Here is a 23,470-nt window from a genome sequence, read left to right as displayed (position 1 = left end):
CCCCATGATGTGAATGTAGCATTACAGTGCAGCATCTATTTCCTTGATCATTTCAGATACGGATTCCAGACCATTACCTGAAAGGTACCAGTAGTTAGGATCAAGGTATACAATATGTCCATTTTTATATGCATTGGTTTTCTTCACCAGTTCATTCTCAATGGTTTGTTTACCTGTAACCTGTTCCTTGCCTTCCTCGACCACCACAGCCCCACGGTCAACGACAAAAATATAATCTGGATTTTTTTGCTGTACATATTCAAAAGAAACCTTTTGTCCATGCGTGGATACTTTAATGTCAGGATCTACAGGAGTTACGCCAAAAGCATCATGAATGATACCGAAGCGGGATTGTGAGCCATATGCGCTCAGGCTTCCTTCGTTCGTCAGTACGATCAAGCCTTTAGCCTTGCTCGCTACCGCCTTGTCATGTACAGCCTTAATGGAGCTATCAATCGCAGCCAGTTCCTGTTTGGCAGCATCCTCTTTATCGAAGATTTGACCCAAGGTTTCAACGTTTTTCTTAAAGGAATTGATATAATCCTTGGTGTCTACAGCCATCGAAATAGTCGGTGCAATTTTGCTCAACTCTTTATATGCATCAGCTTGTCTGCCGCCGATAATGATCAGTTCAGGAGAGAGATCACTGATTTTCTCATAATCCGGCTCAAACAGCGTACCCGCACTTGCATATTTGGAATCTTTATATTTGCTCAAATACGTAGGAAGATCCTGCTGCGCTACCGCCGCAACGTCTACTCCTAGCTTATCCAACGTATCCAATGAACCAAAATCAAAAACAACGACATTTTTCGGATTAACTTTGACTTGGACTGGATTCTCATCGAGTGCGTGTTTGACCGAGACGGTTTTGGATTCCGTTGTTGCAGTCGATGAGCCATCGCCAGTCGCTTCTTGTGTTGCCGGAGCCGCTTTGCCACAGGCCGATACGATCAGTACCAGTGCCAGCATTAGCGTTAAAAACATCAAATTTTTCTTCATTTTACATTCCCCCTAAGTGAAGTACACACAAATTTTATGATCACCGATCTGTTGAATTGGAATATCCATATCGTACAAATCTTTTAATACCTGACTATCTATCATCTCGTCAGCCGTTCCTTGCTTTAGCAATCTGCCATTCTTCATCCCGACAATATGGTCCGAATAACAGGAAGCAAAGTTAATATCGTGAAGCACCACCAGAATCGTTTTGCCCAGATCATCCACTAAATTGCGTAGCGTCTTCATAATCTGAACCGAATGCTTCATATCCAAATTGTTCAGCGGCTCATCCAGCAGGATGTATTCCGTGTCCTGTGCCAGAATCATAGCAATAAAAGCCCGTTGCCGCTGTCCTCCACTGAGCAAATCAATATGCTTGTCCTTCATATCCTCCAATCCCATGTAAGCCATAGACTGCTCCACCATTTTGCGATCCTCGCTGTTCAATCTGCCCTTGGAATACGGAAAACGGCCGAAGCTGACCAGCTCCTTTACGGTTAAGCGGATGTTGACATCATTGGTCTGTTTTAAAATGGATATCTTTCGGGCCAGCTCCTCACTTTTCGTCAGGTTCAAGGCCTGCCCGTCAATCAGGATTTCTCCCTCATCACTGTCAGTTAGGCGACTAATCATCGACAACAAGGTGCTTTTTCCAGCGCCGTTAGGTCCAATAAAGGAGGTAATGGTGCCTTTAGGTATAGTGACGGATACCTGCTCCACCACATTTTTATTCCCGTAGCGTTTGGTTACGTTTTTGACTTCTACCATGATTTATTTTCCCGCAGCAAAAGGTACAGGAAGTACACCCCCCCGATAAAGTTAATAATGACGCTGACTGTCGTCGACAAGTCGAATACTCTCTCTGCCAGCAGTTGGCATCCTGCCAATGCGATGACACTAACACAGATGGAGGCCGGGATGATATAACGGTGCTGATACGTCTTCATCACCTGATAAGCCACATTGGCCACAATTAATCCAAGAAATGTGATCGGTCCAACAAGTGCCGTGGATATGGAGATGAGAATCGCTACAATAATCAGCAATCTTTTGATGATATAACTGTAAGGAAGCCCTAAATTAATCGCATGCTCCCGTCCGAGCGACAGCACGTCCAGGTACTTAATGAATCTCCATGCATAAGCAAATACGAGCACGAGCACGAATACAGAAAGCCATAACAGTTCGGTGTTTACATTACTAAAGCTGGCAAAGCTCTTGTCCTGAATTTTCGCAAATTCGTTCGGATCAATTAGCACCTCCATAAAGGTAGACAGGCTGTTGAACAATGTACCAAACACCAGACCGATCAGTAAAAGCACATAAATTCCCCGTCCATCTTTGTGGAAAATTAACTTGTATAGCAATCCCGCGAACAGCACCATCATCCCTACTGACAGCAAAAAGTTTAATTCTTTGCTGGTCGAAATAAGCGGTACAGAACCAAATGCAAAAATTATTGTCGTCTGAATTAACATATATAGTGAATCCAGCCCGATAATACCCGGGGTCAAAATCTTGTTATTCGTGACCGTTTGGAAAATAACAGTTGCAAAAGCAATGGAGCCACCTGTCAGAATGAAGGCTGCGACCTTTTTCAATCGTCGTGGCAGCGCGTAATGCCAGGTGTGCGGAAGATCTATAAACACAAAAGCAGCAATCAACACAAGCGCGGCAGCGGCTAATATTCCAATTTTTAATTTAGGATTCATAAGCCCTTCTCCTCAGCAGCAAATACAAGAACAACGCGCTCCCGATTACACCAACCGTAAGCCCTACAGAAATCTCATATGGGTAAATGATCACCCGTCCCAAAATATCGCAAAACAGCACAAAAACGGCGCCCAAGATCGCTGTATGTGCTAGGCTTTTTTTCAGATTATCCCCCATGTACATACTGACCAGATTGGGTACAACCAGTCCTAAAAAGGGAATCGTCCCGACGGTTAAGATGACAACAGAGGACACCAAAGCCACGATCACCAAACCAACATTGACAGTGCGCTTGTAATGTACGCCTAAATTAGCCGCAAAATCCTCACCCATGCCTGCAATTGTAAAACGATTCGCATATATGTACGCCAACGCGACCAAAGGAACACTGAGATACAGCATTTCGTAGCGACCACTCATAATTAGAGAAAAATCCCCCTGCATCCACGAAGAAATGCCCTGAATCAGATTGTATTTGTAAGCAAAAAAAGTCGTCACCGAATTTAAAATGCCTCCAAACATCAAACCGACAAGCGGGATAAATACCGGGTCCTTAAAACGGATTTTATCCAGTATCTTCATGAAAACCAGGGTTCCCCCTAGAGCAAATCCAAAAGCCGTCAGCATCTTCGTCCAAAATCCTGCCGCTCCAAATACCATAATAGCCATCAGCACACCTAATCGTGCCGCATCCATCGTGCCTGCGGTGGTCGGCGAAACAAACCGGTTCCGAGTAAGCTGCTGCATGATGAGCCCGCAGATACTCATACTCGCCCCTGCGATAATGATGCTGACCAAACGTGGGAATCTGCTAATCAGGAGCACCTGCGCTTGATCGTTGGATAAGTGGAACAAATCAAGTGGAGTTACATCATGCACACCGATAAACACCGAGGCGAAGGCCAGTACGATAAAAGCCAGTATTAAATAGCGCAATTTCATTTCTAACTAAGGGAGCCTGTCCAATAACCTGTACCAAGCTTCGGCCCTGTCCTCCCCTCCAATAATGATAATCATTATCAAAACAACTAGGATAAATTATATCAGTGATATTGTATCTGTCAAATTTTTTGCAATGAATAAGCCATGTCAAAAAAGGTGTTAGCAAAACCTGAATAGTCTGAAGAGTGAATGAGCAAATAAGAGCAATATCCTGTAAAATAGGGATGGAAGATTTAGGATTACCCGTTTCTCATTTTTACTGTAAGCAATTCTTGGAATTCGAGATTCATTAACTTGATGAATTAAAAAAATAGGAGGAGAATGATGAATCACATATTAATTGTCGAGGATGATATCGCCTTGAGTAACGGTATTGTTCTTGCCCTCAAAGAACCTAACAACGTATTTGTGCAAACGTATGACATAGCTGCTGCAAAAGAGCAATTGAACGTCACTGCCTTTGACCTGGTGATTCTTGATGTAAACTTGCCGGATGGGAATGGACTTGACCTTTTAACCCATATACGAAAAAAAACAATGATACCCGTCATCGTTCTGACTGCAAATGATATGGAAACAGATATTGTCACTGGTCTTGAGCTGGGTGCTGACGACTACATCACCAAGCCTTTCAGTCTGATGGTACTGAGAGCAAGGGTTGGTGTTCAGCTAAAGAAATCCAGATACTCGCTTGCGGACTCCATTCAGCTAGACAATTTTTCTTTTTCATTCGAGAGAATGGAATTTATTAAGAATGGTACACCTATTGAACTAAGTAAAACGGAGCAAAAATTGTTGCGCATCCTAATCAACAATCGAGGAAATACCGTTTCGCGTGATCATTTGGTAGACAGCATCTGGACAGATGGCGCTGAGTATGTAGGCGAAAATGCGTTGTCAGTCACCATAAAAAGGCTACGTGACAAGCTGGAGGATCATCCTTCCTCTCCTCTGTACATTAAGACTGTGTACGGTATCGGCTACACTTGGGCGGTGAAATGAATGACGATGCTGGATTATGCGTGTTTTGGAATTGCTATTACTGCTCTTTTCATAGCCGGGGTTACCATTCTTCTCTATCGTAAGAACGTACATAAAACAATGAAAACTATGGATCATATGATTGAAGCTGCAATTAGTGGCGAGTTTTCAGAGCGCGTTTTTGACGAATCCGTCTTATCAGCAGTAGAGGCCAAGCTTGCGCAATTTCTTTCCATTTGCTCCGTTTCCTCGAAAAATTTATTGGCAGAAAAAAATAAAATAAACGAGCTTATTTCTGACATCTCGCATCAAACGAAAACACCTATTGCTAACATCCTCCTCTACTCACAACTGCTTAGTGAATATGATTTGCCACCAGAAGGTTCCACTTGTGTAAAAGCTTTATCCACACAAGCCGAAAAGCTTCATTTCCTGATCCATTCCTTAGTAAAAACATCACGGCTTGAAACAGGGATTATCAAATTGTCGTCAAGGCAGGAGTCAGTTCAAAGGCTACTAACTACTGCACTGGAGCAAATTATGCCGAAGGCAAACGCTAAAGGGATTTCGATTGCTATGGAGAGTAAAGAAATTCAGGCTTCTTTTGATTTAAAATGGACGGTTGAGGCAATCTATAATATTTTGGATAACGCCGTCAAATATACAGAAATGAGCGGGAATATATTTATTAGAGTGAGTGCTTATGATTTATTCTGCCGGATTGATATTACTGATAATGGCATTGGGATTGCAGAAGAAGAACACAGCAAGATTTTCAAGCGTTTCTATCGGTCACAAACTGTAATCTCGCAAGAAGGTGTCGGGATTGGACTATTTTTAGCAAGAGAAATTGTTTCAGCTGGGGGCGGATACATCAAACTATGGTCACGCCGCGGCAGTGGTTCCACCTTCTCGATTTTTCTCCCCATAGACAAGTAATTCTTACAACACTGTTAGATTTCAGAAAGATTGTAGAAAGATTCATATGGTAAAGTCTGTATTGCGAAGTATGGTGATACAGACTATTTTTCATGGAGGAGAAATGAATGACTCTGTTAAAAACTCAGGAGTTGAAGAAGTATTATGGTAACGGGGATACTGCTGTTCATGCCCTAGATGGGGTGAACCTGGAGGTGGAAAGCGGAGAATTTGTGGCCATTGTCGGTACGTCCGGGAGCGGCAAATCTACCCTTCTCCATATGCTGGGTGGACTCGATCGTCCGACAAGTGGAAACGTTACGATTGACGGTAAAGATATTTTCACATTAAAAGATGAAGAATTGACTATATTTCGCAGACGGAAAATTGGCTTCGTATTTCAAAATTACAACCTAGTGCCTGTTTTAAATGTCTACGAAAATATTGTGCTTCCGATTGAACTGGATGGTAAAGAACCAGACAAAACCCACATAGATAAAATTGTACATACCTTGGGCCTTGACCATAAGTTGAATAATCTGCCCAACCATCTTTCAGGTGGCCAGCAGCAGCGTGTAGCCATTGCCAGAGCACTGGCAGCCAAACCCGCCATTGTCCTGGCAGATGAACCCACTGGGAACCTGGATAGTAAAACCAGTCTGGATGTGATGGGACTCATCAAAGTATCCAGTCAACAGTTCCAACAAACAATGGTGATGATTACGCACAACGAGGAAATTGCGCAAATGGCAGACCGGATTATTCGGATTGAGGACGGTAAAATGGTCGGTGGTGAAGGCAAATGATTCAGGTTAGAAATAAAAAAACGATCCGTAATCTGGCAGATAAGAGCTTCAAAGTAAACAAAGTCCGTAACCTCTTTGCCATTGTTGCCATTGCGCTCACTTCATTGTTATTTACGACGTTGTACACCTTGGGGCTTGGTGCTATGGAAAACTTACAGCGGGCAACTATGCGCCAGGTCGGTGGAGATGGACATGCCGTACTTAAATATATAACGGATGACGAATTTAATCATGTCAAGGATCATCCGTTGATCAAGGAAATAGCTTATAACCGTATATTAAGCGACAGAGTTTTAAACGATAAATTCCTAAAACGCCATACGGAATTCTGGTATTACGATGATGTAGGGCTGAAGCTCGGTTTAATTGAACTTAATGCAGGGAACAAGCCTGCGGCGAAAAACGAAGTGATTGCAGACTCCAAGACGTTACAGCTATTGGGGGTTCCACTGGAGGTTGGAGCACCTTTGAGGCTAAAGCTTGACTTACGAGGTAAAGAAGTACAGCGTGATTTTATCCTCTCCGGCTGGTGGAAAAGTGATCCTGTGGTTAACGTAGGGCAAATATTCGCTTCTAAAGCCTATGTCGATGCTCATGCCAAGGAATTACAAAGCAACTATAAAAAGGATCACTTCTATACAGGAACCATTAGTGCGTATATGATGTTCGATAATAGTTTTGATTTGCGAGGAAAGCTCAATAAAGTGATTACCGAAAGCGGTTATTCACTTGACGAAGATGCACCGAACTATATCGCGAATAATGTAAATTGGGCATACATCTCAACCAATTTTAGTCTAGATACAGAGACCATCATAGCGTTAACTTCTGCCCTGTTACTGATCATGTTTACCGGTTATTTGATCATATATAATATATTCCAAATATCAGTGATGCGAGATATCCGTTTTTACGGTCTCTTAAAGACGATCGGTACAAGCCGCAAGCAAATACGCCGGATTATTCGTAGACAAGCACTGATTCTATCAGCGCTAGGAATCCCGATTGGATTAATAGCAGGTTTTTTTATCGGTAAATCACTCGTGCCTTTTATTATAAATATGAGTGTATATAACGGTACTGAGATATCGGTATCCCCTAACCCTTGGATTTTTGTCGGATCTGCTCTGTTCGCGCTCATTACTGTAATGATCAGCACTTTCAAGCCAGGCAGAATTGCGGCAGCTGTCTCGCCAGTTGAGGCAGTAAGATACACAGACGGAAATACCAAGGGCGGCCGTAAGCTGAAAAAATCCACTGAAGGCGCTAAAATGATCCACATGGCTCGCTCCAACTTAGGGCGCAATAAAAAACGCACCGTGTTGGTAGTCATCAGTCTTTCGTTAAGCCTTGTACTTCTTAACACGGCCTTCACCCTGTCTCAGAGCATTGATATGGATAAGTTTGTATCCAAATTCAATGACACTGACTTTCTCATTGCTCATGCTGAATATTTTCATCGCCCCTATTTTAGCGGCCCTAAAAATGGGACCTCCGAGAGTTTTATTCAGGATGTACAGACACAGCGCGGCTTTGAAGAGGGCGGTCGCTTGTACGGCGGCAGATTAGTGCTTACTGTCGAGAATGAAAAATACACCAATGAGGACGATGAGACAGATTCTCGCGGCAACTTCATCGCGGCAGTATATGGGCTGGAAGATTTACCACTGCACCGGTTGCGATTACTAGACGGTGAGCTTGATTTTGAGAAGCTGGCTTCCGGTAAGTATATATTGGAAGGGGTAGATTTAGATGACCATGACATCCCCCAGATGGAAAAGGCTCTGTATAAGGTGGGTGAAAAGGTCACGCTTCACAGTTATATGGGAGCAGCAGAAGCTCCGCTGGATAAAGAGTATACTACGCATGCATTCACAGTACTTGGTCATGTTGCAATTAAATATAGTACCAATTCTGATCGCCGTTCAAGTAAGTATAACTTCTATCTTCCGGCGAATATTTACAAGCCGCTTGCGGAGCAGCCTGCTGTGATGAGCTACGCCTTTAATGTATCCCCTGATCAGGAAGATGCCATGGAGAGCTTTTTAAAAAGTTACACCGAAACTACAGAGCCAGTAATGAACTACGCATCCAAGTTTACTTCAATGAATGAGTTTTCAGGTATGCAAAACACCATCATGATGATCGGAGGCACACTCAGTCTGATTATCGGCCTGATTGGTATCCTCAACTTTGTAAACGCAATTCTGACGAGTATATTGACACGGCGTCAGGAGTTTGCCATGCTGCAAAGTATCGGCATGACCAAAAAGCAATTGCGGGGTATGCTGATTTATGAAGGGCTATATTATGTTCTCGGCACCGCCCTATCCTCCATTTTATTAGGGATCATATTCTCTATTTCAATTGTGAAACCCCTAAGCAGTATGATGTGGTTTTTGAGCTATCACTTTATAATCTGGCCACTTCTAGCCTTATTGCCTGTACTGTTATTGCTGGGGATATTTATTCCAGTAGCAGTCTATTCTATGAATAACAAACAAAGTATTGTGGAGCGACTTCGAGAATCAGAGTAGTTGCACCTAAAAATAAGCAAGCAAAATACCTATGAGCGTCAAAAAGATGACTCCTGATCACATTCAGAGGTCATCTTTTTATGCCTAGAAAGGTCTTTTTCACAGAACATGACGACTCCACTCTTCCCGTAAAAGCCCCATTCGGATCGAATCATAATACTTTCCATTATAATATCTGCATTTGCGTAGTCTGGCTTCCAGGGTCATGCCCAGCTTCTCTCCAACCTTCATCATCCGCTGGTTTCCTGACCAGGTTGTAAAACCTACTCTTACTAAAGGCAATGTATTAAACAAATGCGTGATCCACAATCGAAGTGCTCTCGTACCATAGCCACCGCTCCAATACCCCGAATCATAGATAGCTATTCCCATTTCAAGCCATTGCGAAGGCTTATGCTCCCAATAGTAGCTCACAGATCCAATGACCTTGCCTTCCACTTCAATGATCCAAAAGTCATCTTGCCCGATTCGCTTTTCCTTCTCTTTTAAATAATCATCAAAAGAAAGCGTCTTATGTTCATAATAAGGTGCATCCCATTGCTTCCATTCTGGTGCTTCTTCCTTGTAAGTTAATGTCCAAAGCGCATATAAATCTTCTTCCGTAACAGGTCTAATCGTTAAATCCTTATCCGTATACATCGCGTACACCCCTTTAAATCATAAAATGTCCATTTCTATGTCGGGTTATATGATCCTTTATTGTATCTGCTTTTGCATTATTTCGAATTCAATTCTTGTCCATCAAGAAACTGTATTGTAGCAAGATCGCAATTCATGTTGACAAACAATCAAAAATAATATATCTTAATATCAAGATAATAAATATAAAGGAAAATTTACGACGACGGTTTATTTTGCTTTGAAAAACCTAATCATATAAAAACCAAGGAGGGCAAATAATATGAAACTGTTAGGATTGCATCACGTTTCAGCGATTACAGCGGCAGCGGCTAAAAATGTTGATTTTTATACTCAGGTATTGGGACTTCGGTTGATCAAGAAAACGGTGAACCAGGACGATGTTAGTGTGTATCACCTCTTTTATGGAGATGAACGCGGAACCGCGGGTACGGAAGTCACTTTCTTTGAAATTCCACATGCGGGACAAACGCGTACAGGCAATAACAGTATTTCAGCGCTCTCTCTGCGTGTACCGAACGACAAGACTCTGAATTATTGGAAAAACCGCTTCGAGCAGCTGGATGTGAAGCATGGTGAAATTATAGATCAAGCAGGACGCTTGGCGCTTTCGTTCGAGGATTTTGAAGGACAACGCTTCTTCCTCGTTTCAGATGAGCATGACAACGGAGTGCGCGGCGGTACGCCTTGGGAGAAAAGCCCTGTTCCTGCGGAATACGGCATCGTTGGACTTGGTCCGGTTCATCTGACCATTCCCAAAGCGGAGAATACCATTCTCATTCTTGAGCAGGTTATGGGCTTCCGCAAAAAAGGCTCCTACCCTTCCCCTGTTGCCGGACAACCGGATGTGGTTATCTACGAAACAGGTGAAGGCGGTACAGGAACTGAAGTTCATCTGGAAGAGCGCAACGATCTGCCACAAGAGCGACCAGGACGCGGCAGTGTGCATCACGTCGCTTTCCGTGTTGAAACCGAGGAAGAGCTCAAACAGTGGGTAGACCGTATTGGGCAGCTGCAAATTTCCAACTCTGGTTTTGTAGATCGCTTTTATTTCCGTTCCTTGTACTTCCGTGAGCCAAATGGCATTCTGTTTGAATTGGCTACCGATGGACCCGGCTTTGACACCGACGAGGAATTGGAGTTTTTGGGCGAATCTCTGTCACTGCCTCCATTTTTGGAGTCGCGCCGTGCATCGATTGAAGCCAATCTCAAACCACTCAACACCAAACATGAATAAAGTTATATTGGCTCTAAAATGACACAAAGCCGGGACTTCTACATCATGTAGAGGTTCCCGGCTTTTTTCGTGTAATTGCTCTGTTTTCATTTAAAAAAGCATCTCATCTACAAGCTTTTCAGCTTTGAGAGGCAAGCGAAATGCCCTTTTTGGCTGTACTTACAGCTTTTTATCATCCACACTGTTCAGCCATGCTTCAATTTCTCCGATCACAGAGGCGATGCAGCCATCTTGGAACGGCGAGATCAGTCCAGCCAGCTCAACTAATCCGGTAAAGGATCGGCTTCCTCCGGCACGACACAGCTTCAAATAATCTTCCCACGCTGCCGCTCGGTCTTCACCCATACGCTTCCAGAACTGGAATGCACATAATTGTGCCAGCGTATAGTCAATATAATAGAACGGAGATTGAAAAATATGTCCCTGCTTGTGCCAGAATCCGCCTTTTTCGAGGTACTCGTTGCCTTCATAATCCAGATGCGGTTTATACTTGCGTTCAATGGAACGCCATGCACTTTTACGTTCGACCGGGGTCCAGTCTGGATGTTCATATACAGCATGCTGGAATTCATCTACGGCTACACCGTAAGGTACGAACAGCAGCGCTGAAGATAGGTGTTCAAAGTGATATTTGTCCGTGTCTTCCTCAAAGAACAGCTTCATCCAAGGCCATGCGAAAAACTCCATACTCATCGAATGGATTTCAGCCGCCTCCATGGTTGGCCAGTGGTACTCGGGAATTTCAAAATGTCGGCTTTCATAGACCTGGAAGGCATGACCTGCTTCATGAGTCAATACGTCGATATCACCGGATGTCCCATTGAAATTGGAGAAAATAAATGGCGTGCCATATTCGCTCAAAAATGTACAGTAGCCTCCGCTTTGCTTACCCTTTTTGCTGATTAAATCCATCAGTCCACGCTCAACCATAAAACTGAAAAATTCATGTGTTTCCGGTGAAAGCTCCTCATACATACGTGCTCCATTACGAAGAATCCAGTCCGGATCGCCTTTGGGCGTAGGATTGCCTGACAAGAAGTTGAAGCCCTCGTCGTAATAGCGAAGCTGATCTACTCCGATCCGCTCGCGTTGGCGCTCTTTCAGCTTGGTCGCCAGAGGAACGATGTGCTTCAGTACCTGCTCGCGGAAATTAGCTACCATCTCTGCATTGTAATCTGTACGTCCCAAGCGGGCATAGCCCAATTCTACGAAATTGTCATAGCCCAACTTGTGTGCCATGCGTGTACGAACCTTCACCAATTCATCATAAATCCGGTCCAACTCATCCTCATGCTCACTCATAAATTGATATTTGGCCTCGGAGGCCTGTTTGCGGGTCTCGCGATTGGTTGCCATTTCAAAAGGCAGGAGCTGAGACAATGTGCGTTCTTCCCCTCGAACGGGATCTTCGCTGAGGCAATCAATTGAGCATATTCCGAGGTCAGCTTATTTTCCTGCTGCAAATCCTCAATGATATCCGGGTGGAACGACTTGAGCGCTACCTCGGCAATACTGAAAAGCTGGCTGCCCCATTGGCTCTCCAACTCGGCTCTAAATGGAGAATCTACTAATGCACGGTAGTAATCGGTTACATACTCCTGAATAACCGGCATGAAATCATCAGCGTACTCTTGCTCTGCTTTGTAAAACGCATCTTCCGTGTCAATAGAGTGCCGAACTTCCACCAATTGCAATTGCGTATCTACGTTACTGCGCAGCTTGTTAATCGCATGAATAACTTCATTTTGACGTTCTACACTGTCCGCTTCACGAAACTGCTGCAACAGGGTTTTAAACCGCTGTTCAATTTCAGGTTGCTCTGGCCGGCTGTAAGCCATTTCGCTGAATAATGTCATTGCTTCGTTTCCCCCTTTAATGTAATAAATCTGATGCCTATTATACAGTACGATTAGACCAAACTGGAAGCTGAAATACCAAAATAATACAACCTTAAAAGCCGCAATACCATGTATTGCGGCTTTTAAGCCTAGGCTAATTCTATATATCATAGCTGTCATTATCTAAATTAACCTAAATATATATACAGTAATATATATACAGTCTGGTGGAGATTTATAAGTCTCCTTCCTATGGCAGCCCTTCATGCTTTATTGATTTTGCAAACGATGTGCCACATGCAGGGTCGGACCGACAAATTCATTTAACTTGAAGCCACCTTCAATGGCCTGTGTAATGAATTTCTTGGCCTGATCCACAGCTTCACGCACAGTCAGACCTTGTGCCAAACCAGCCGTTACCGCGGCCGAAGTGGTACAGCCTGCACCGTGGGTAAAGTTGGTTTGTACAACATCCGCTTCAAACCAGTCAAAAGTGATTCCGTCATACAGCAGATCCATTGCTTTACCTGCACGAACTTTGCCACGGTCCTTGATCAGTACATGCTTAGCACCACGCTCGTGGATAATAGCAGCCGCTTCCTGCATCTGCTCCAGTGTCGTGATCGGTCCATTCTTCGCCAGTTGCGAAGCCTCGAACAGGTTTGGTGTTACCAGATCAGCGCCAGGAATCAACAATTCCAGCATGGCCTCTGTATTTTCTGGCTGGAGCACTTCATCCGTGCCTTTGCAGACCATAACCGGGTCAATTACAATCCGTTTCAGATCATGCTTTTTCAAGTAGCTGGCCACCAGTTCGATGATATCTACGGAACCCAGCATACCGGTCTTCATTGCATCAAAACCGATACCTTCCAATACAGTACGCAGCTGCGCCTCAACCACATCCAACGCAACAGGATATACAAGATGGTTCCAGGTTTTAGGTTCCATCGCAACTACGGTAGTCAATACAGTCATGCCATATACGCCAAGCTCCTGGAAGGTTTTCAGGTCCGCCTGAATACCTGCTCCGCCGCTTGTGTCGGAGCCGGCTATCGTTAGTGTTTTGGGAATCGTCATTAGTACATGCTCTCCTTCACTTTCTGTGCTGCATTTATCCTAATCCTGCATGCGAAACTTGTCAACGCGCAAAACGGTCCTTTCCATACGAAAAGTCACAAGAACCAGCAACAGCTAAAAAACGAGAATATCCCCCTTTGAAATGAGAACATCCTCGTAAGTACGTGTTATATGAAGAATTTGAATGAATTTTAGAATTATAAATACCCACCAGCACTGTGATCATAGGCATGGTTTTTTTCGTTTGCCCGTACGCCGAGGCAAAGACTCTGATACAACTGCTGCTGTTCCGGGGTAGCAAAATTTCGATGCTGCTCAAATAAAGCCATACAACCAATGATATGTTCGGTATAGCTGTTATCGACAGACAATTGCAGGCAATGCAGTGTTTGTCCCAAGCCCTTGGGGTAATCGCCTTTTCGAAAATAATATTCCGCATACACCTTGCAAAAAGAAGCAAAACGAAATGCATTAAAGTGCTTGCGATAATGTGTGTCCCATTGCTCCGGTGCAAGCTCCCAGATTCTCTTGAGTTGCTGGTTGAACAGCTCCAGCTCGGCATCTACGAAATAGCCAAACCGGTTCGCCGATTCGAGCAACGTATTCAGGCCTTCCAGTGTCTCATCCGGATGCTCGCGCAGGTAAGTAATATATTCATAGATTGCAGAAGTGTTGCCCATTTTGATTTCAATACAAAGTCGGTTGCCCTGTGCATATACACGATGCAGGTTGACCACTTTCCAACCTTCCTCGTCCAAACCCTCAAACCAGCTCAAATCTGCGTAACCTTCAATCCATTGCTTGGATTCCTCATATCTACCCTGAAACTCATAGCAGCTGGCCTTAAGCAGATGCCCTTGAGCATAGTAATAAACGAGCGGCTTAATCAGCTCCAGGTGCTCATCTCCAAAGCGGTTCCGATTGCGATACAATGCCTGCGCCAACTCTCTTAGCTCGTCCGCATACATTTCCATCTCGGACCATTGCATTTTTAAAGCAAACACTTGAGATAGCATATGTAAGCCTTCCAGTGCATAAATTTCCGGTAGACGACTACGGTACAAATGGAATTGTACAGCAGCCTTCAAGTTCCGTTGGTTATCCTTAATCTGAATCTGGAATATGCGAAAATAGCTAATCGCCAACCGTTCGGAGTGGGTATACTTCTCACTCTCAATGACACAATCATACAAAAGCATGGAGGCTTCATGTCGACCATCCTCAAACATCGCTTCTGCAGTCTCAAAAATAGCCGGAACATTCGATAAATCGTCCATCAAATAACCAAGCACACTGCGTATACAGTCCAGCTTGTTCAACTCTGAGCAACGAAGAAGAAACGGACGCAGCCTCCTCCAGTGTGGCAAGGAATGAATAAAACACTCATCAACATACATCTCGAACAAAGATCCTTCTTCCAATCCCATCGCCTCAGTAATCAGATCAAGCTGATTAACTGAAATAGGCCGTGGTGGGTTTCGGTTAAGTATACCGCTAAGTGTACCCGGATTTACCTTAGAAGCATCTGCAAAACATTGCATCGAAATGCCTTCACTTTGAATATACTTTTCTATCTCTGCGCGGATCGTGGTGTTTTTTTCCAAAGGGACACCCCCTCAAACGAATGATGGTGACTTTTTCATTACCTTTTAAACCAAAATTTGTTTAATCAAAGTATATGTCTAATTATACGAGAGGTCAATAACTTTAAACACGACTCAGGACATATAAAATCACGAGTTTCGTACGATTTTAAATCTGTTTTATGAAAAAAGACCGTCCTCTGAGAGACAGTCTTTTTCTATTATTTTGATGCTGTGGACTTAGAGGACAATAACTTGCAAAATATTTTAAAATTGACGAAAATCAAGAGCAAACTTAGCGTATCCTTCTGCCGTCAGTCCTTCATAGAGCAATTCAGAATAAGCATGGGCAACATTCGTTGCTTGCGGCGAGGTTAGGAAGGTCACATGTGGACGACCTGACCATGGGGCGAGAGACCAGTGACCGTCGGCCTTTGGCGTCAACGTCTTCATATGCCGCACATACTCAGTCAGCACATGTCGGTTCTCATCCGGGGAAGCCAGTATAATTCGCTCTCCACCCGGATTAACCAGCGCAGAGGAGAATGCGCGATAGTTATTCGTAACAACCAGATAACTCCGCTGCATATCCATTGGTTCCCCTTCAAAAGACATATGAACGATTCTGTGCGCTTCTAGGTCCTTTAATTCCCCGGCAGTATCATATCTGGCTGGCTGTGTTACATCAATCTGATACGTGATGCCATCGATGATATCGAAATTAAAGCTCGGAAAATCAGAATTAATAAGCTCTTGTTCCTCCTCTGCCGAAGGATCAATTTGCTGGAATTGACCAGCAGACCACTCAAGCCATTCCCGAATTTCTGCCCCGCTCAACCGAACGACGTGCAGTGTATTCGGAAAATTGTATAGATCGGCAATATGCTTGATCGCCAGGGTTCCCGCCGGAATATTGGTATAATACGCCGGACCGTATCTTCCGCCTGTTTTAAAAGGAGCTGCTGCCGACAGAACGGGCAACCCTTCATACTCGCTCCCTTGTAGCTGCTGCTTCACATACCAAATTTGTGTATCATTGACGAGCTGAACCGAAGCATCATCCATCACCTGGGCAAAAAAGCTGTTCACTGCTACTGTCGTTTGACCTACAGGTGCACGGATGTAATCTAGGGTTCCCGCATGTTCAGCTGCTACCGCCTGCTGGATAGCAGTATCGGGTTGGACGAGGGCTTCCTTGCGTATCGGGTCATACACCGGGCGTACCTCGGCAGCAGATGCAGTCACTTGCCACTTCCCTCCAATAAGGGCCAGATCCAGATCAATGATACCCAGATGATCTCCCCAGAAGCCCGGCTCTACTGCTGGAATGCCATGGATGGTGCCCTGCTCTGTATCCACACCTGTCATACCTATAAATGAAGGGCCGGGAAATACTTTATGGGCATGACCAAACACAATGGCATCGATCCCTTCCACCCTGCTCAGATGCAGCACCGCATTTTCCATATTGGGAGCTTCGGGAATATCCTCAAAGCCTGCATGGGGCATCGCAATGATGAGATCGGCTCCCTCCGCCTGCATTTCTGGGATAAACCGTCTTGCGGTTTCCAGCATATCTTTGACGATAAGTTTCCCTTCCAACCACGCCTTGTCCCATTGCATAATTTGCGGGGGCACAAAGCCTATGACCCCCACCTTCAGCAGATGCTTACGGCCTGCTTCATCCTCTACCGTCTTATCCAGCAATAGATAAGGCGTAAAGTAGTTTTGTTCTTCCTCTCCCGCTATATAGATGTTGGCATTCACATAAGGAAACTGTGCTCCTCGAAGGCAGGTCTGCAAATATTCCAACCCATAGTTAAATTCATGATTACCAATACTGCCTGCCTCATACCCCAGCAGATTCATGGCTTTATAGGCGGGATGCACCTCGCTTGGGTCCTGTTGGAGCCGCTGTACAGCATAATCTCCCAGCGGATTTCCCTGAATCACATCTCCGTTATCCAGCAGCAGGTGATTGGGCACCTCTGCCCGAGCCGTGTGAATCAGACTAGCGGTTTGCGCCAGACCGTAATGCAGCGTTTCCTGATCTGTATAATAATCATAATTCCACAAGCTGACATGCAGATCGGTTGTAACCATAATGCGGAATTTCGCCCTCACAGCACCTGCATTTTCCTGCTCTGTCTTATCATTAATGTCCAAATTATCCAATCTTGTTCTCTCCCTCAGCTTCGGTCATAGAGCTTGAACAAGTCTAACAGAGCACTGTTAAGAGAATGTTAAAAGATGCAATTCGTATAAATACCGCTTATGGTCTCTAGCAAATGATAAATTTTACATCATTTTTACCAAAGTCAGGAGTGGTTTTTACCCTAGCTGCAGGACTAGCTGTTAAGATTTGGTTTGTCACTGAATTTACAGGTTTTTTAAATTTTCGTTATTACGATGTTTAGGGGGAAATTATTTTGTTCAAAAAAGCACTGACCTTGTGCATGACCTTCACACTGGCAGCGGGTTTAGCCGCTTGTGGCTCAAATGCAAGCAATAACAACAGCGCCTCCACTCCGGGTACAGATGGCTCTAAAAACGAAAGCACAGCCTATGTCCCTAAGGAGCTAAAGGTACAATTCGTTCCTTCTCAAAATGCAGATACCCTCGAAGCCAAGGCAAAACCGCTCGAAAAGCTGCTGGGGGACAAGCTCGGAATCCCGGTAAAAGTAACCGTATCTCCTGATTACAATACGATTGTGGAAGCCATGTCTTCCAAACAGGTCGATGTAGGATTCCTTCCGCCGAACGCTTATGTACTGGCACACGATAACCGTAAAGCGGCCGACTTGCTCCTGCAAGCTCAACGCTATGGCATTGAAGATGCTACAGGCAAGGACACGACTGAAAAAGTAAACTTTTATAAAGCAATGATCGTGGTGAAAAAGGATTCTCCGATTCAAAGTCTGGCTGATCTAAAAGGCAAGAAGGTCGGCTGGCAAAATGTAACCTCCTCCGCAGGTTATGTGTACCCCGCAGCAGAGCTGAAAAAAGCTGGAGTGGACCCGGACACAGATGTGCAGGGTGTGACGATCAAAGGCCACGACGCTGCTATTCTGGCGCTGCTGAACGGTCAGGTTGATGCTGTCGCTGTTTTCCAGGATGCACGTAACACAGTGAAGAAGGAAATCCCGGACGTATTTGAAAAGACACGTGTCATTCATTACACAGCTAAAATTCCAAATGACACCGTCAGCGTACGTTCCGATATGGATCAAACGTGGAGAGACAAAATCGCCCAAGCCTTTATGGACATTGCCAACGATCCTGAAGGCGGCGAAATCATTAAAGAAATTTACACCCATGTAGGTTATGAGAAGGGCGACGATAAAAACTTCGATTCTGTGCGTGAATACGCCGAAGCTGTCGGCCAAGCGGTAAAGTAACAGCTACGAAACAGGCTTTACGAATGACAGGGCAGCACCGTCCATGTATTCATGGCGGTGTTGTTTTCATTCCACCCCATCGGGGAGAAAGTTGGGAGCATATGATTGAATTTCGAAACGTATCGAAAACATACCCGAACGGCACCAAAGGGTTGAATAATATTAATTTGACGATTCAGGAGGGAGAAATGGTCGTCATAGTCGGCTTATCTGGTGCAGGTAAGTCCACCCTGCTGCGTTCCATTAACCGACTGCATGACATTACGTCCGGCGACATCGTTGTAGATGGTAGATCTGTCACATCTGCCGGAAGCAGCGAACTGCGGCGCATTCGCCGTGATATCGGCATGATCTTTCAAAGCTTCAATCTGGTTAAGCGCTCGACGGTGCTTCGCAACGTACTTTCGGGCCGCGTCGGTTATCATTCGACACTGCGGACCATTCTTGGTCTCTTCCCGAAGGAAGACATCGAACTGGCACTAACGGCGCTGGAACGCGTGAATATCCGCGAAAAGGCCTACAGCCGCGCCGATGAATTGTCCGGTGGCCAACAGCAGCGTGTATCCATCGCGCGTGCTCTGGCGCAGGAGGCTAAAATCATTCTGGCAGACGAGCCTGTCGCGTCGCTTGATCCGCTGACCACCCGCCAGGTGATGGACGATCTCCAGCGAATCAACCGTGAAATGCAGATTACGACCATTGTCAATCTGCATTTCATTGATCTGGCGCGCGAATATGCAACACGGATCATCGGATTACGCGCGGGAGAGGTCGTCTTTGACGGCACACCGGAGGAGGCTACGGATGAAGCCTTTGCGGAGATCTACGGCCGGGCCATCAAGCATGATGAACTGCTGGGAGTGGGATCATGAAGCCCGACTCTACTGCCCAGCCGCTCTCTTCAACGCAACCGTCACCATCTGCTGGACCACCGCAGCCAAGCAAGCCGCCTGCAGGGCCACCTTTGCCAGGACGTTATAAGCGTTACGCTACCTGGATGATTTTTATCGTGGTGCTGATAGCCTGCTCCATTCATACGGATGCCACGCCTTACCAATTGATCGTTGGCTTACCGGAGATGGGCAAATTGCTGGAAGAAATGTTTCCTCCTGACTGGAGTTACCTGCCTATCATCTGGAAACCGATGCTGGAAACGATCCAGATCGCTATTGTCGGTACGACACTGGGAGCCATATTGGCAATCCCTGTCGCGTTGCTGTGCGCCTATAATGTGATGCCGCGCAAGCTAATCTCGCTGCCGATGCGCACGATCCTGAACCTGGTACGGACGATTCCCGATTTGCTGTTTGCCTCGATCTTTGTGGCCGTATTCGGCATCGGTCCGTTTGCAGGGATGCTTGCCCTGCTGTTCTTCTCCTTCGGAATCATAGCCAAGCTGACCTTTGAGGCGATTGAAGCCATTGATCCAGGGCCACTGGAGGCCATGACCGCTGTTGGTGCGAGCCGCATTCAAGTCATCGCCTTTGGTGTGGTTCCGCAGGCACTGCCTTATTTTGTGTCGTATTTGCTATACACCTTTGAGGTTAATGTGCGCGCAGCTTCTGTTCTGGGACTGGTCGGTGCGGGCGGCATCGGTCTGCTGCTTGACCGTTCCCTTGGGCTGTTCCGATATGACCGGGCAAGCATTATTATTCTACTGACCCTCGTCATCGTCCTTGCGATTGATTACGGCAGTAACCTGCTACGGAGGAAGTTATTATGAATGATCCTACGCTTCGCAGACCTATTGGCTCCCGCCTGCGCTTTTGGGCGTTAGCTATTCTGCTAATTATCATTTACATTTGGGCTTTTCGCGGGATGCAGTTTGAAGGATTACAAGGGACGGCCAAAAGCGTCTCTGTCGCAATATTGGACGGCTTTCTTCATCCCGACTGGTCATTTGTCTACATCCCTGAGGGGGAGGACTTGCTGCGTGGGTTGCTGGATACACTGGTCATTTCAGTGCTCGGAACCTTCGTATCCGCATTTGTCTGTCTTCCGTTTGCCTTTTGGGCATCGAGCAATATGACCCGTCTACGCCCCTTATCAGGCAGCGGGAAGTTTGTACTTAGTGTCATTCGGGTATTTCCCGAAATGATCGTCGCCATTCTATTCATTAAAGCCGTAGGTCCCGGCTCGTTTGCAGGTGTGCTTGCCCTCGGCATTCACTCCATCGGCATGCTGGCCAAGCTTTTCTCAGAAACGATTGAAAGCGTCGATCACGGGCCGCAGGAAGCTTTGATCGCGTGCGGTGCCAACCGTTGGCAGGTCATTTTCTTCGCCGTGCTGCCGCAGGTGATTCCACAGTTTCTTTCCTATTCGCTCTATCGTTTTGAAATTAACATCCGGTCCGCAACCACGCTCGGTCTGGTTGGTGCAGGTGGTATTGGGACCCCGCTGCTGTTTGCACTCCAAATGCGCAACTGGAACCGTGTAGGCGTCATTTTACTCGGCATTGTAGTCTTGATCATTTTGACGGATCTGATATCCGGCTGGCTGCGCAAACGGATTGTATAATTAAACATCTCTATCCTAACAAAAGCCTCTCCTGTGTAAAAGGGAAATGCTATGCTCCCATTTACTTGGAAGAGGCTTTTGCTGTTCAACAACTCCCACCTAGTTCATCTAGGACCCGTCGGACTTCCTCTGCCGTATTGTAAAAATGCGGAGCCACACGAATAACATCCTTTCGTGCTGACACAATCATATTTCGGCTCCGCAAACGCCTCTCTACTGCCGACACGTCGGCTACTTCAACAGCGAGCAGACTTGGTAAAGTGCCTCCTCCATCAGGTATACGTATGTGTAACCCTTTGCTGCGTCCATATTCAATAGAAAAGTCCAACAGCTCATTCATATAGGTCTGAATGTTCGTGACCCCAATTTCCAGCAGCAGCTTTAAGGCTGCATTGGCGGCAAAAATGCTAATGAAGGAAGGTAATCCTGTCTCAAAGCGCCGGGCTCCTGCCGCCGGAACCGGATGAGCAATATCAAACCGGGAGGCTGACTCCTGTCCAAGCCAGCCCGTAAGACGGGGCTTGAAGCGTTCTATTCGCTCCTTACTTATATAAAGAAAAGCCACTCCCGGTATCCCCAGCATATATTTGCGTGCTCCCGCGACCAGCATATCTATGCCCATCGCCTTTACGTCTATCGGAATCATTCCTGCAGACTGATAGGCATCGACGAATAGTAACGCCTGATTTCGATGAGCTATATGTGCAATGGATTTGAGATCCTGCTGAAATCCGTTGGTATAATTCACATGGGATACCATAATGAGCGCAGTATTCTCCGTAACATGCTCCTCATACTGCTCTAGGGTCACTTCTCCCTCCGTAGAAGGGATACAGCAAATATGATCACGGAACATCTCCTGTGCCTGCCAGATGTGTCCTACCGTTGGAAAGTCGGTGTCTGCATACACAATCCCTTCTTTTCCCGGTACATAAGGAAGGGCAGTGGCCACGCCAGCAATCGCCTCAGAGGCTGAGGACAGCACCGCAATTTCGTCAGGCTCCGCCCCGATGAGCTTGGCAAAATGTCCTCTTGCCTCCTCCAACCGTGCCATAGATAGGTCGCCGTTATGACCGTGTTGCAGCAAGCTTCGATGATATTCCTCAATGGCAGCGGAAACCGGTCTCGATATCGCCCCCTGGGAACAGCTTCCTACATGGATATGTGAGGACAGCACCGGAAACAACTGACGGTAGGACTGAAACGGATGTTTCATATTTCCCTTCGCTCCTCCTGGGCACACCAACGTGCCTTGATATGATCATTTTATTATCCATATAAGCCACCTTAGAACAAGGGCCTCTCTTCCCATCTTCTCGCCGTTAACAGACGATAGACACAAAGAGAGGCCCTGTTGGATCATATACACAATTATTAATTAATGCACGCGTTTGCGTCCAAACCAGCTTTTAAGCACCAAGGTTGCCAAAGCAAGTAGCAGCAACAACGAGGCCACCGCAAAAGATGCCGAGAACTGATACTCGTTATACAAAATCTCAACATGCAGCGGAAGTGTATTCGTCTCGCCCCGAATATGTCCCGAGACGACGGACACTGCACCAAACTCGCCCATGGCTCTCGCATTACACAGAATAATGCCGTACAGCAAACCCCATTTGATATTCGGCAGCGTCACTTTCCAGAAAATGCGCCAGCCGCGTGCGCCCAGTGTGACCGCCGCTTCCTCCTCCTGCTGCCCCTGATCTTCCATCAGCGGAATAAGCTCGCGCGCAACAAAAGGAAATGTAATGAACAGCGTTGCCAAAATAATGCCTGGCAAAGCAAATATAATTTTAATATCATGCTCGTCCAGCCACGGCCCAAGCCAGCCCTGTGCGCCAAACACTAATACATACATCAGTCCTCCGACGACAGGCGAGATCGCAAAGGGTAAATCAATCAAGGTGACCAGCACACCTTTGCCGCGAAAATGAAATTTTGTGATCAGCCAGGCGGCCGCTACACCAAATACCGTATTCAGCGGAACCGTTATCGCTGCCACCAGCAGCGTCAAGCGCAATGCGGACATGGCATCCGGGTCCCGTAGCGCTTCAACGTATACGCTCCATCCCTGCTTGAGTGCTTCGGTAAGCACGACGATTAGCGGCAATACCAACACCCAGAGCAAAGCTAAAAAAGCAGCACCAATGAGCGTCCACTTGACCCAAGGGGCTTCGGTTGTAACCCTATTGGGCGGTGCGGATGAAGGCACTGGTGCAGAAGCAAGCTCCTGCCCAGTTATCGCTTGTGACATGATGTATCCCTCCTTGAACACG

At 45.9% G+C, this 23,470-nt stretch carries 19 protein-coding genes and 1 pseudogene; 9 read left to right on the top strand and 11 right to left on the bottom strand.

Annotated features, from left to right (window positions below):
* Positions 1–21 precede the first annotated feature (21 nt).
* The 4 genes from G7035_RS12300 to G7035_RS12285 are packed head-to-tail and all read right to left on the bottom strand — an operon-like array spanning position 22 to position 3,660.
* Positions 22–1,002, bottom strand: coding sequence for a siderophore ABC transporter substrate-binding protein (locus G7035_RS12300; protein ID WP_019688641.1), 981 nt, complete (start codon positions 1,000–1,002; stop codon positions 22–24).
* A gap of 12 nt (positions 1,003–1,014) precedes the next feature.
* Positions 1,015–1,773, bottom strand: coding sequence for an iron ABC transporter ATP-binding protein (locus G7035_RS12295; RefSeq protein ID WP_019688642.1), 759 nt, complete (start codon positions 1,771–1,773; stop codon positions 1,015–1,017).
* A complete protein-coding gene (locus G7035_RS12290; RefSeq protein ID WP_019688643.1) occupies positions 1,767–2,717 on the bottom strand; it encodes an iron chelate uptake ABC transporter family permease subunit in 951 nt (316 codons plus the stop codon). Before G7035_RS12290 ends, G7035_RS12295 begins: the two co-directional genes overlap by 7 nt.
* The gene (locus G7035_RS12285) at positions 2,707–3,660 is read right to left on the bottom strand and encodes an ABC transporter permease (RefSeq protein WP_019688644.1); all 954 of its coding nucleotides are present in this window, start codon (positions 3,658–3,660) and stop codon (positions 2,707–2,709) included. The genes G7035_RS12290 and G7035_RS12285 overlap by 11 nt, the downstream gene beginning before the upstream one ends.
* Before the next feature lie 324 nt (positions 3,661–3,984).
* Between G7035_RS12285 and G7035_RS12280 the strand changes: the two genes are divergently transcribed.
* From G7035_RS12280 to G7035_RS12265, 4 genes are all read left to right on the top strand, one after another.
* Positions 3,985–4,662, top strand: coding sequence for a response regulator transcription factor (locus tag G7035_RS12280; RefSeq protein WP_019688645.1), 678 nt, complete (start codon positions 3,985–3,987; stop codon positions 4,660–4,662).
* A complete protein-coding gene (locus G7035_RS12275) occupies positions 4,663–5,580 on the top strand; it encodes a sensor histidine kinase (RefSeq protein ID WP_019688646.1) in 918 nt (305 codons plus the stop codon). It abuts the gene before it with no gap.
* Positions 5,581–5,687: 107 nt separating this feature from the next.
* Positions 5,688–6,365 (top strand): ABC transporter ATP-binding protein, encoded by a 678-nt coding sequence (locus G7035_RS12270; protein ID WP_017425557.1) that lies wholly within the window; start codon positions 5,688–5,690, stop codon positions 6,363–6,365.
* Positions 6,362–8,902, top strand: coding sequence for an ABC transporter permease (locus G7035_RS12265; protein WP_019688647.1), 2,541 nt, complete (start codon positions 6,362–6,364; stop codon positions 8,900–8,902). Before G7035_RS12270 ends, G7035_RS12265 begins: the two co-directional genes overlap by 4 nt.
* Before the next feature lie 99 nt (positions 8,903–9,001).
* Here G7035_RS12265 and G7035_RS12260 read toward each other — a convergent pair whose 3' ends face one another.
* Positions 9,002–9,541: a GNAT family N-acetyltransferase gene (locus tag G7035_RS12260; RefSeq protein WP_019688648.1), complete on the bottom strand. Its 540-nt coding sequence runs from the start codon at positions 9,539–9,541 to the stop codon at positions 9,002–9,004.
* Between the two features lie 262 nt (positions 9,542–9,803).
* Here G7035_RS12260 and G7035_RS12255 point away from each other — a divergent pair, with 262 nt between their 5' ends.
* On the top strand, positions 9,804–10,778 hold the full coding sequence (locus G7035_RS12255; protein WP_019688649.1) for a ring-cleaving dioxygenase: 975 nt from the start codon (positions 9,804–9,806) through the stop codon (positions 10,776–10,778).
* 159 nt (positions 10,779–10,937) lie between these two features.
* Here G7035_RS12255 and G7035_RS12250 read toward each other — a convergent pair.
* The 4 genes and pseudogenes from G7035_RS12250 to G7035_RS12235 all read right to left on the bottom strand — a co-directional run bounded on the left by G7035_RS12250 (position 10,938) and on the right by G7035_RS12235 (position 17,454).
* A pseudogene (locus G7035_RS12250) lies at positions 10,938–12,634 on the bottom strand (M3 family oligoendopeptidase).
* A gap of 252 nt (positions 12,635–12,886) precedes the next feature.
* On the bottom strand, positions 12,887–13,696 hold the full coding sequence (gene thiD / locus G7035_RS12245) for a bifunctional hydroxymethylpyrimidine kinase/phosphomethylpyrimidine kinase (RefSeq protein WP_017425562.1): 810 nt from the start codon (positions 13,694–13,696) through the stop codon (positions 12,887–12,889).
* Between the two features lie 197 nt (positions 13,697–13,893).
* Positions 13,894–15,300, bottom strand: coding sequence for a hypothetical protein (locus G7035_RS12240; protein ID WP_019688651.1), 1,407 nt, complete (start codon positions 15,298–15,300; stop codon positions 13,894–13,896).
* Between the two features lie 246 nt (positions 15,301–15,546).
* Positions 15,547–17,454 carry a bifunctional 2',3'-cyclic-nucleotide 2'-phosphodiesterase/3'-nucleotidase gene (locus G7035_RS12235; RefSeq protein ID WP_019688652.1) on the bottom strand — a complete coding sequence of 636 codons (1,908 nt, stop codon included), beginning with the start codon at positions 17,452–17,454 and terminating at the stop codon, positions 15,547–15,549.
* 254 nt (positions 17,455–17,708) lie between these two features.
* Here G7035_RS12235 and G7035_RS12230 point away from each other — a divergent pair, with 254 nt between their 5' ends.
* The 4 genes from G7035_RS12230 (at position 17,709) to phnE (G7035_RS12215) (ending at position 21,194) form a co-directional block, all read left to right on the top strand.
* Complete coding sequence (locus tag G7035_RS12230) at positions 17,709–18,677, top strand: phosphate/phosphite/phosphonate ABC transporter substrate-binding protein (protein WP_019688653.1); 969 nt, start codon at positions 17,709–17,711, stop codon at positions 18,675–18,677.
* 101 nt (positions 18,678–18,778) lie between these two features.
* The gene (gene phnC / locus G7035_RS12225) at positions 18,779–19,549 is read left to right on the top strand and encodes a phosphonate ABC transporter ATP-binding protein (RefSeq protein ID WP_020723499.1); all 771 of its coding nucleotides are present in this window, start codon (positions 18,779–18,781) and stop codon (positions 19,547–19,549) included.
* Positions 19,546–20,400 (top strand): phosphonate ABC transporter, permease protein PhnE, encoded by an 855-nt coding sequence (gene phnE / locus G7035_RS12220; protein ID WP_019688655.1) that lies wholly within the window; start codon positions 19,546–19,548, stop codon positions 20,398–20,400. The genes phnC and phnE (G7035_RS12220) overlap by 4 nt, the downstream gene beginning before the upstream one ends.
* On the top strand, positions 20,397–21,194 hold the full coding sequence (phnE, locus tag G7035_RS12215) for a phosphonate ABC transporter, permease protein PhnE (RefSeq protein WP_016820374.1): 798 nt from the start codon (positions 20,397–20,399) through the stop codon (positions 21,192–21,194). Before phnE (G7035_RS12220) ends, phnE (G7035_RS12215) begins: the two co-directional genes overlap by 4 nt.
* 85 nt (positions 21,195–21,279) lie before the next feature.
* On the opposite strand, the gene G7035_RS12210 is transcribed toward phnE (G7035_RS12215), so the two are convergent.
* Positions 21,280–22,410 carry an aminotransferase class V-fold PLP-dependent enzyme gene (locus G7035_RS12210; RefSeq protein WP_019688656.1) on the bottom strand — a complete coding sequence of 377 codons (1,131 nt, stop codon included), beginning with the start codon at positions 22,408–22,410 and terminating at the stop codon, positions 21,280–21,282.
* Positions 22,411–22,572: 162 nt separating this feature from the next.
* On the bottom strand, positions 22,573–23,448 hold the full coding sequence (gene cysW, locus G7035_RS12205) for a sulfate ABC transporter permease subunit CysW (RefSeq protein WP_013373166.1): 876 nt from the start codon (positions 23,446–23,448) through the stop codon (positions 22,573–22,575).
* Positions 23,449–23,470: the final 22 nt, after the last annotated feature.

It is taken from the genome of Paenibacillus polymyxa (assembly GCF_015710975.1).
Classification (GTDB): Bacteria; Bacillota; Bacilli; order Paenibacillales; family Paenibacillaceae; genus Paenibacillus; species Paenibacillus polymyxa.
The sequence above is the reverse complement of the archived record's forward strand: the minus strand, read 5'-3'. Positions and strand labels throughout refer to the sequence as shown.

Bases quoted from the DNA above. Each gene is read 5' to 3' on its own strand.
- G7035_RS12300 (WP_019688641.1), bottom strand. From the start codon at position 1,002: ATGAAGAAAAATTTGATGTTTTTAACGCTAATGCTGGCACTGGTACTG.
- G7035_RS12295 (WP_019688642.1), bottom strand. From the start codon at position 1,773: ATGGTAGAAGTCAAAAACGTAACCAAACGCTACGGGAATAAAAATGTG.
- G7035_RS12290 (WP_019688643.1), bottom strand. From the start codon at position 2,717: ATGAATCCTAAATTAAAAATTGGAATATTAGCCGCTGCCGCGCTTGTG.
- G7035_RS12285 (WP_019688644.1), bottom strand. From the start codon at position 3,660: ATGAAATTGCGCTATTTAATACTGGCTTTTATCGTACTGGCCTTCGCC.
- G7035_RS12280 (WP_019688645.1), top strand. From the start codon at position 3,985: ATGAATCACATATTAATTGTCGAGGATGATATCGCCTTGAGTAACGGT.
- G7035_RS12275 (WP_019688646.1), top strand. From the start codon at position 4,663: ATGACGATGCTGGATTATGCGTGTTTTGGAATTGCTATTACTGCTCTT.
- G7035_RS12270 (WP_017425557.1), top strand. From the start codon at position 5,688: ATGACTCTGTTAAAAACTCAGGAGTTGAAGAAGTATTATGGTAACGGG.
- G7035_RS12265 (WP_019688647.1), top strand. From the start codon at position 6,362: ATGATTCAGGTTAGAAATAAAAAAACGATCCGTAATCTGGCAGATAAG.
- G7035_RS12260 (WP_019688648.1), bottom strand. From the start codon at position 9,541: ATGTATACGGATAAGGATTTAACGATTAGACCTGTTACGGAAGAAGAT.
- G7035_RS12255 (WP_019688649.1), top strand. From the start codon at position 9,804: ATGAAACTGTTAGGATTGCATCACGTTTCAGCGATTACAGCGGCAGCG.
- thiD (WP_017425562.1), bottom strand. From the start codon at position 13,696: ATGACGATTCCCAAAACACTAACGATAGCCGGCTCCGACACAAGCGGC.
- phnC (WP_020723499.1), top strand. From the start codon at position 18,779: ATGATTGAATTTCGAAACGTATCGAAAACATACCCGAACGGCACCAAA.
- phnE (WP_019688655.1), top strand. From the start codon at position 19,546: ATGAAGCCCGACTCTACTGCCCAGCCGCTCTCTTCAACGCAACCGTCA.
- phnE (WP_016820374.1), top strand. From the start codon at position 20,397: ATGAATGATCCTACGCTTCGCAGACCTATTGGCTCCCGCCTGCGCTTT.
- G7035_RS12210 (WP_019688656.1), bottom strand. From the start codon at position 22,410: ATGAAACATCCGTTTCAGTCCTACCGTCAGTTGTTTCCGGTGCTGTCC.
- cysW (WP_013373166.1), bottom strand. From the start codon at position 23,448: ATGTCACAAGCGATAACTGGGCAGGAGCTTGCTTCTGCACCAGTGCCT.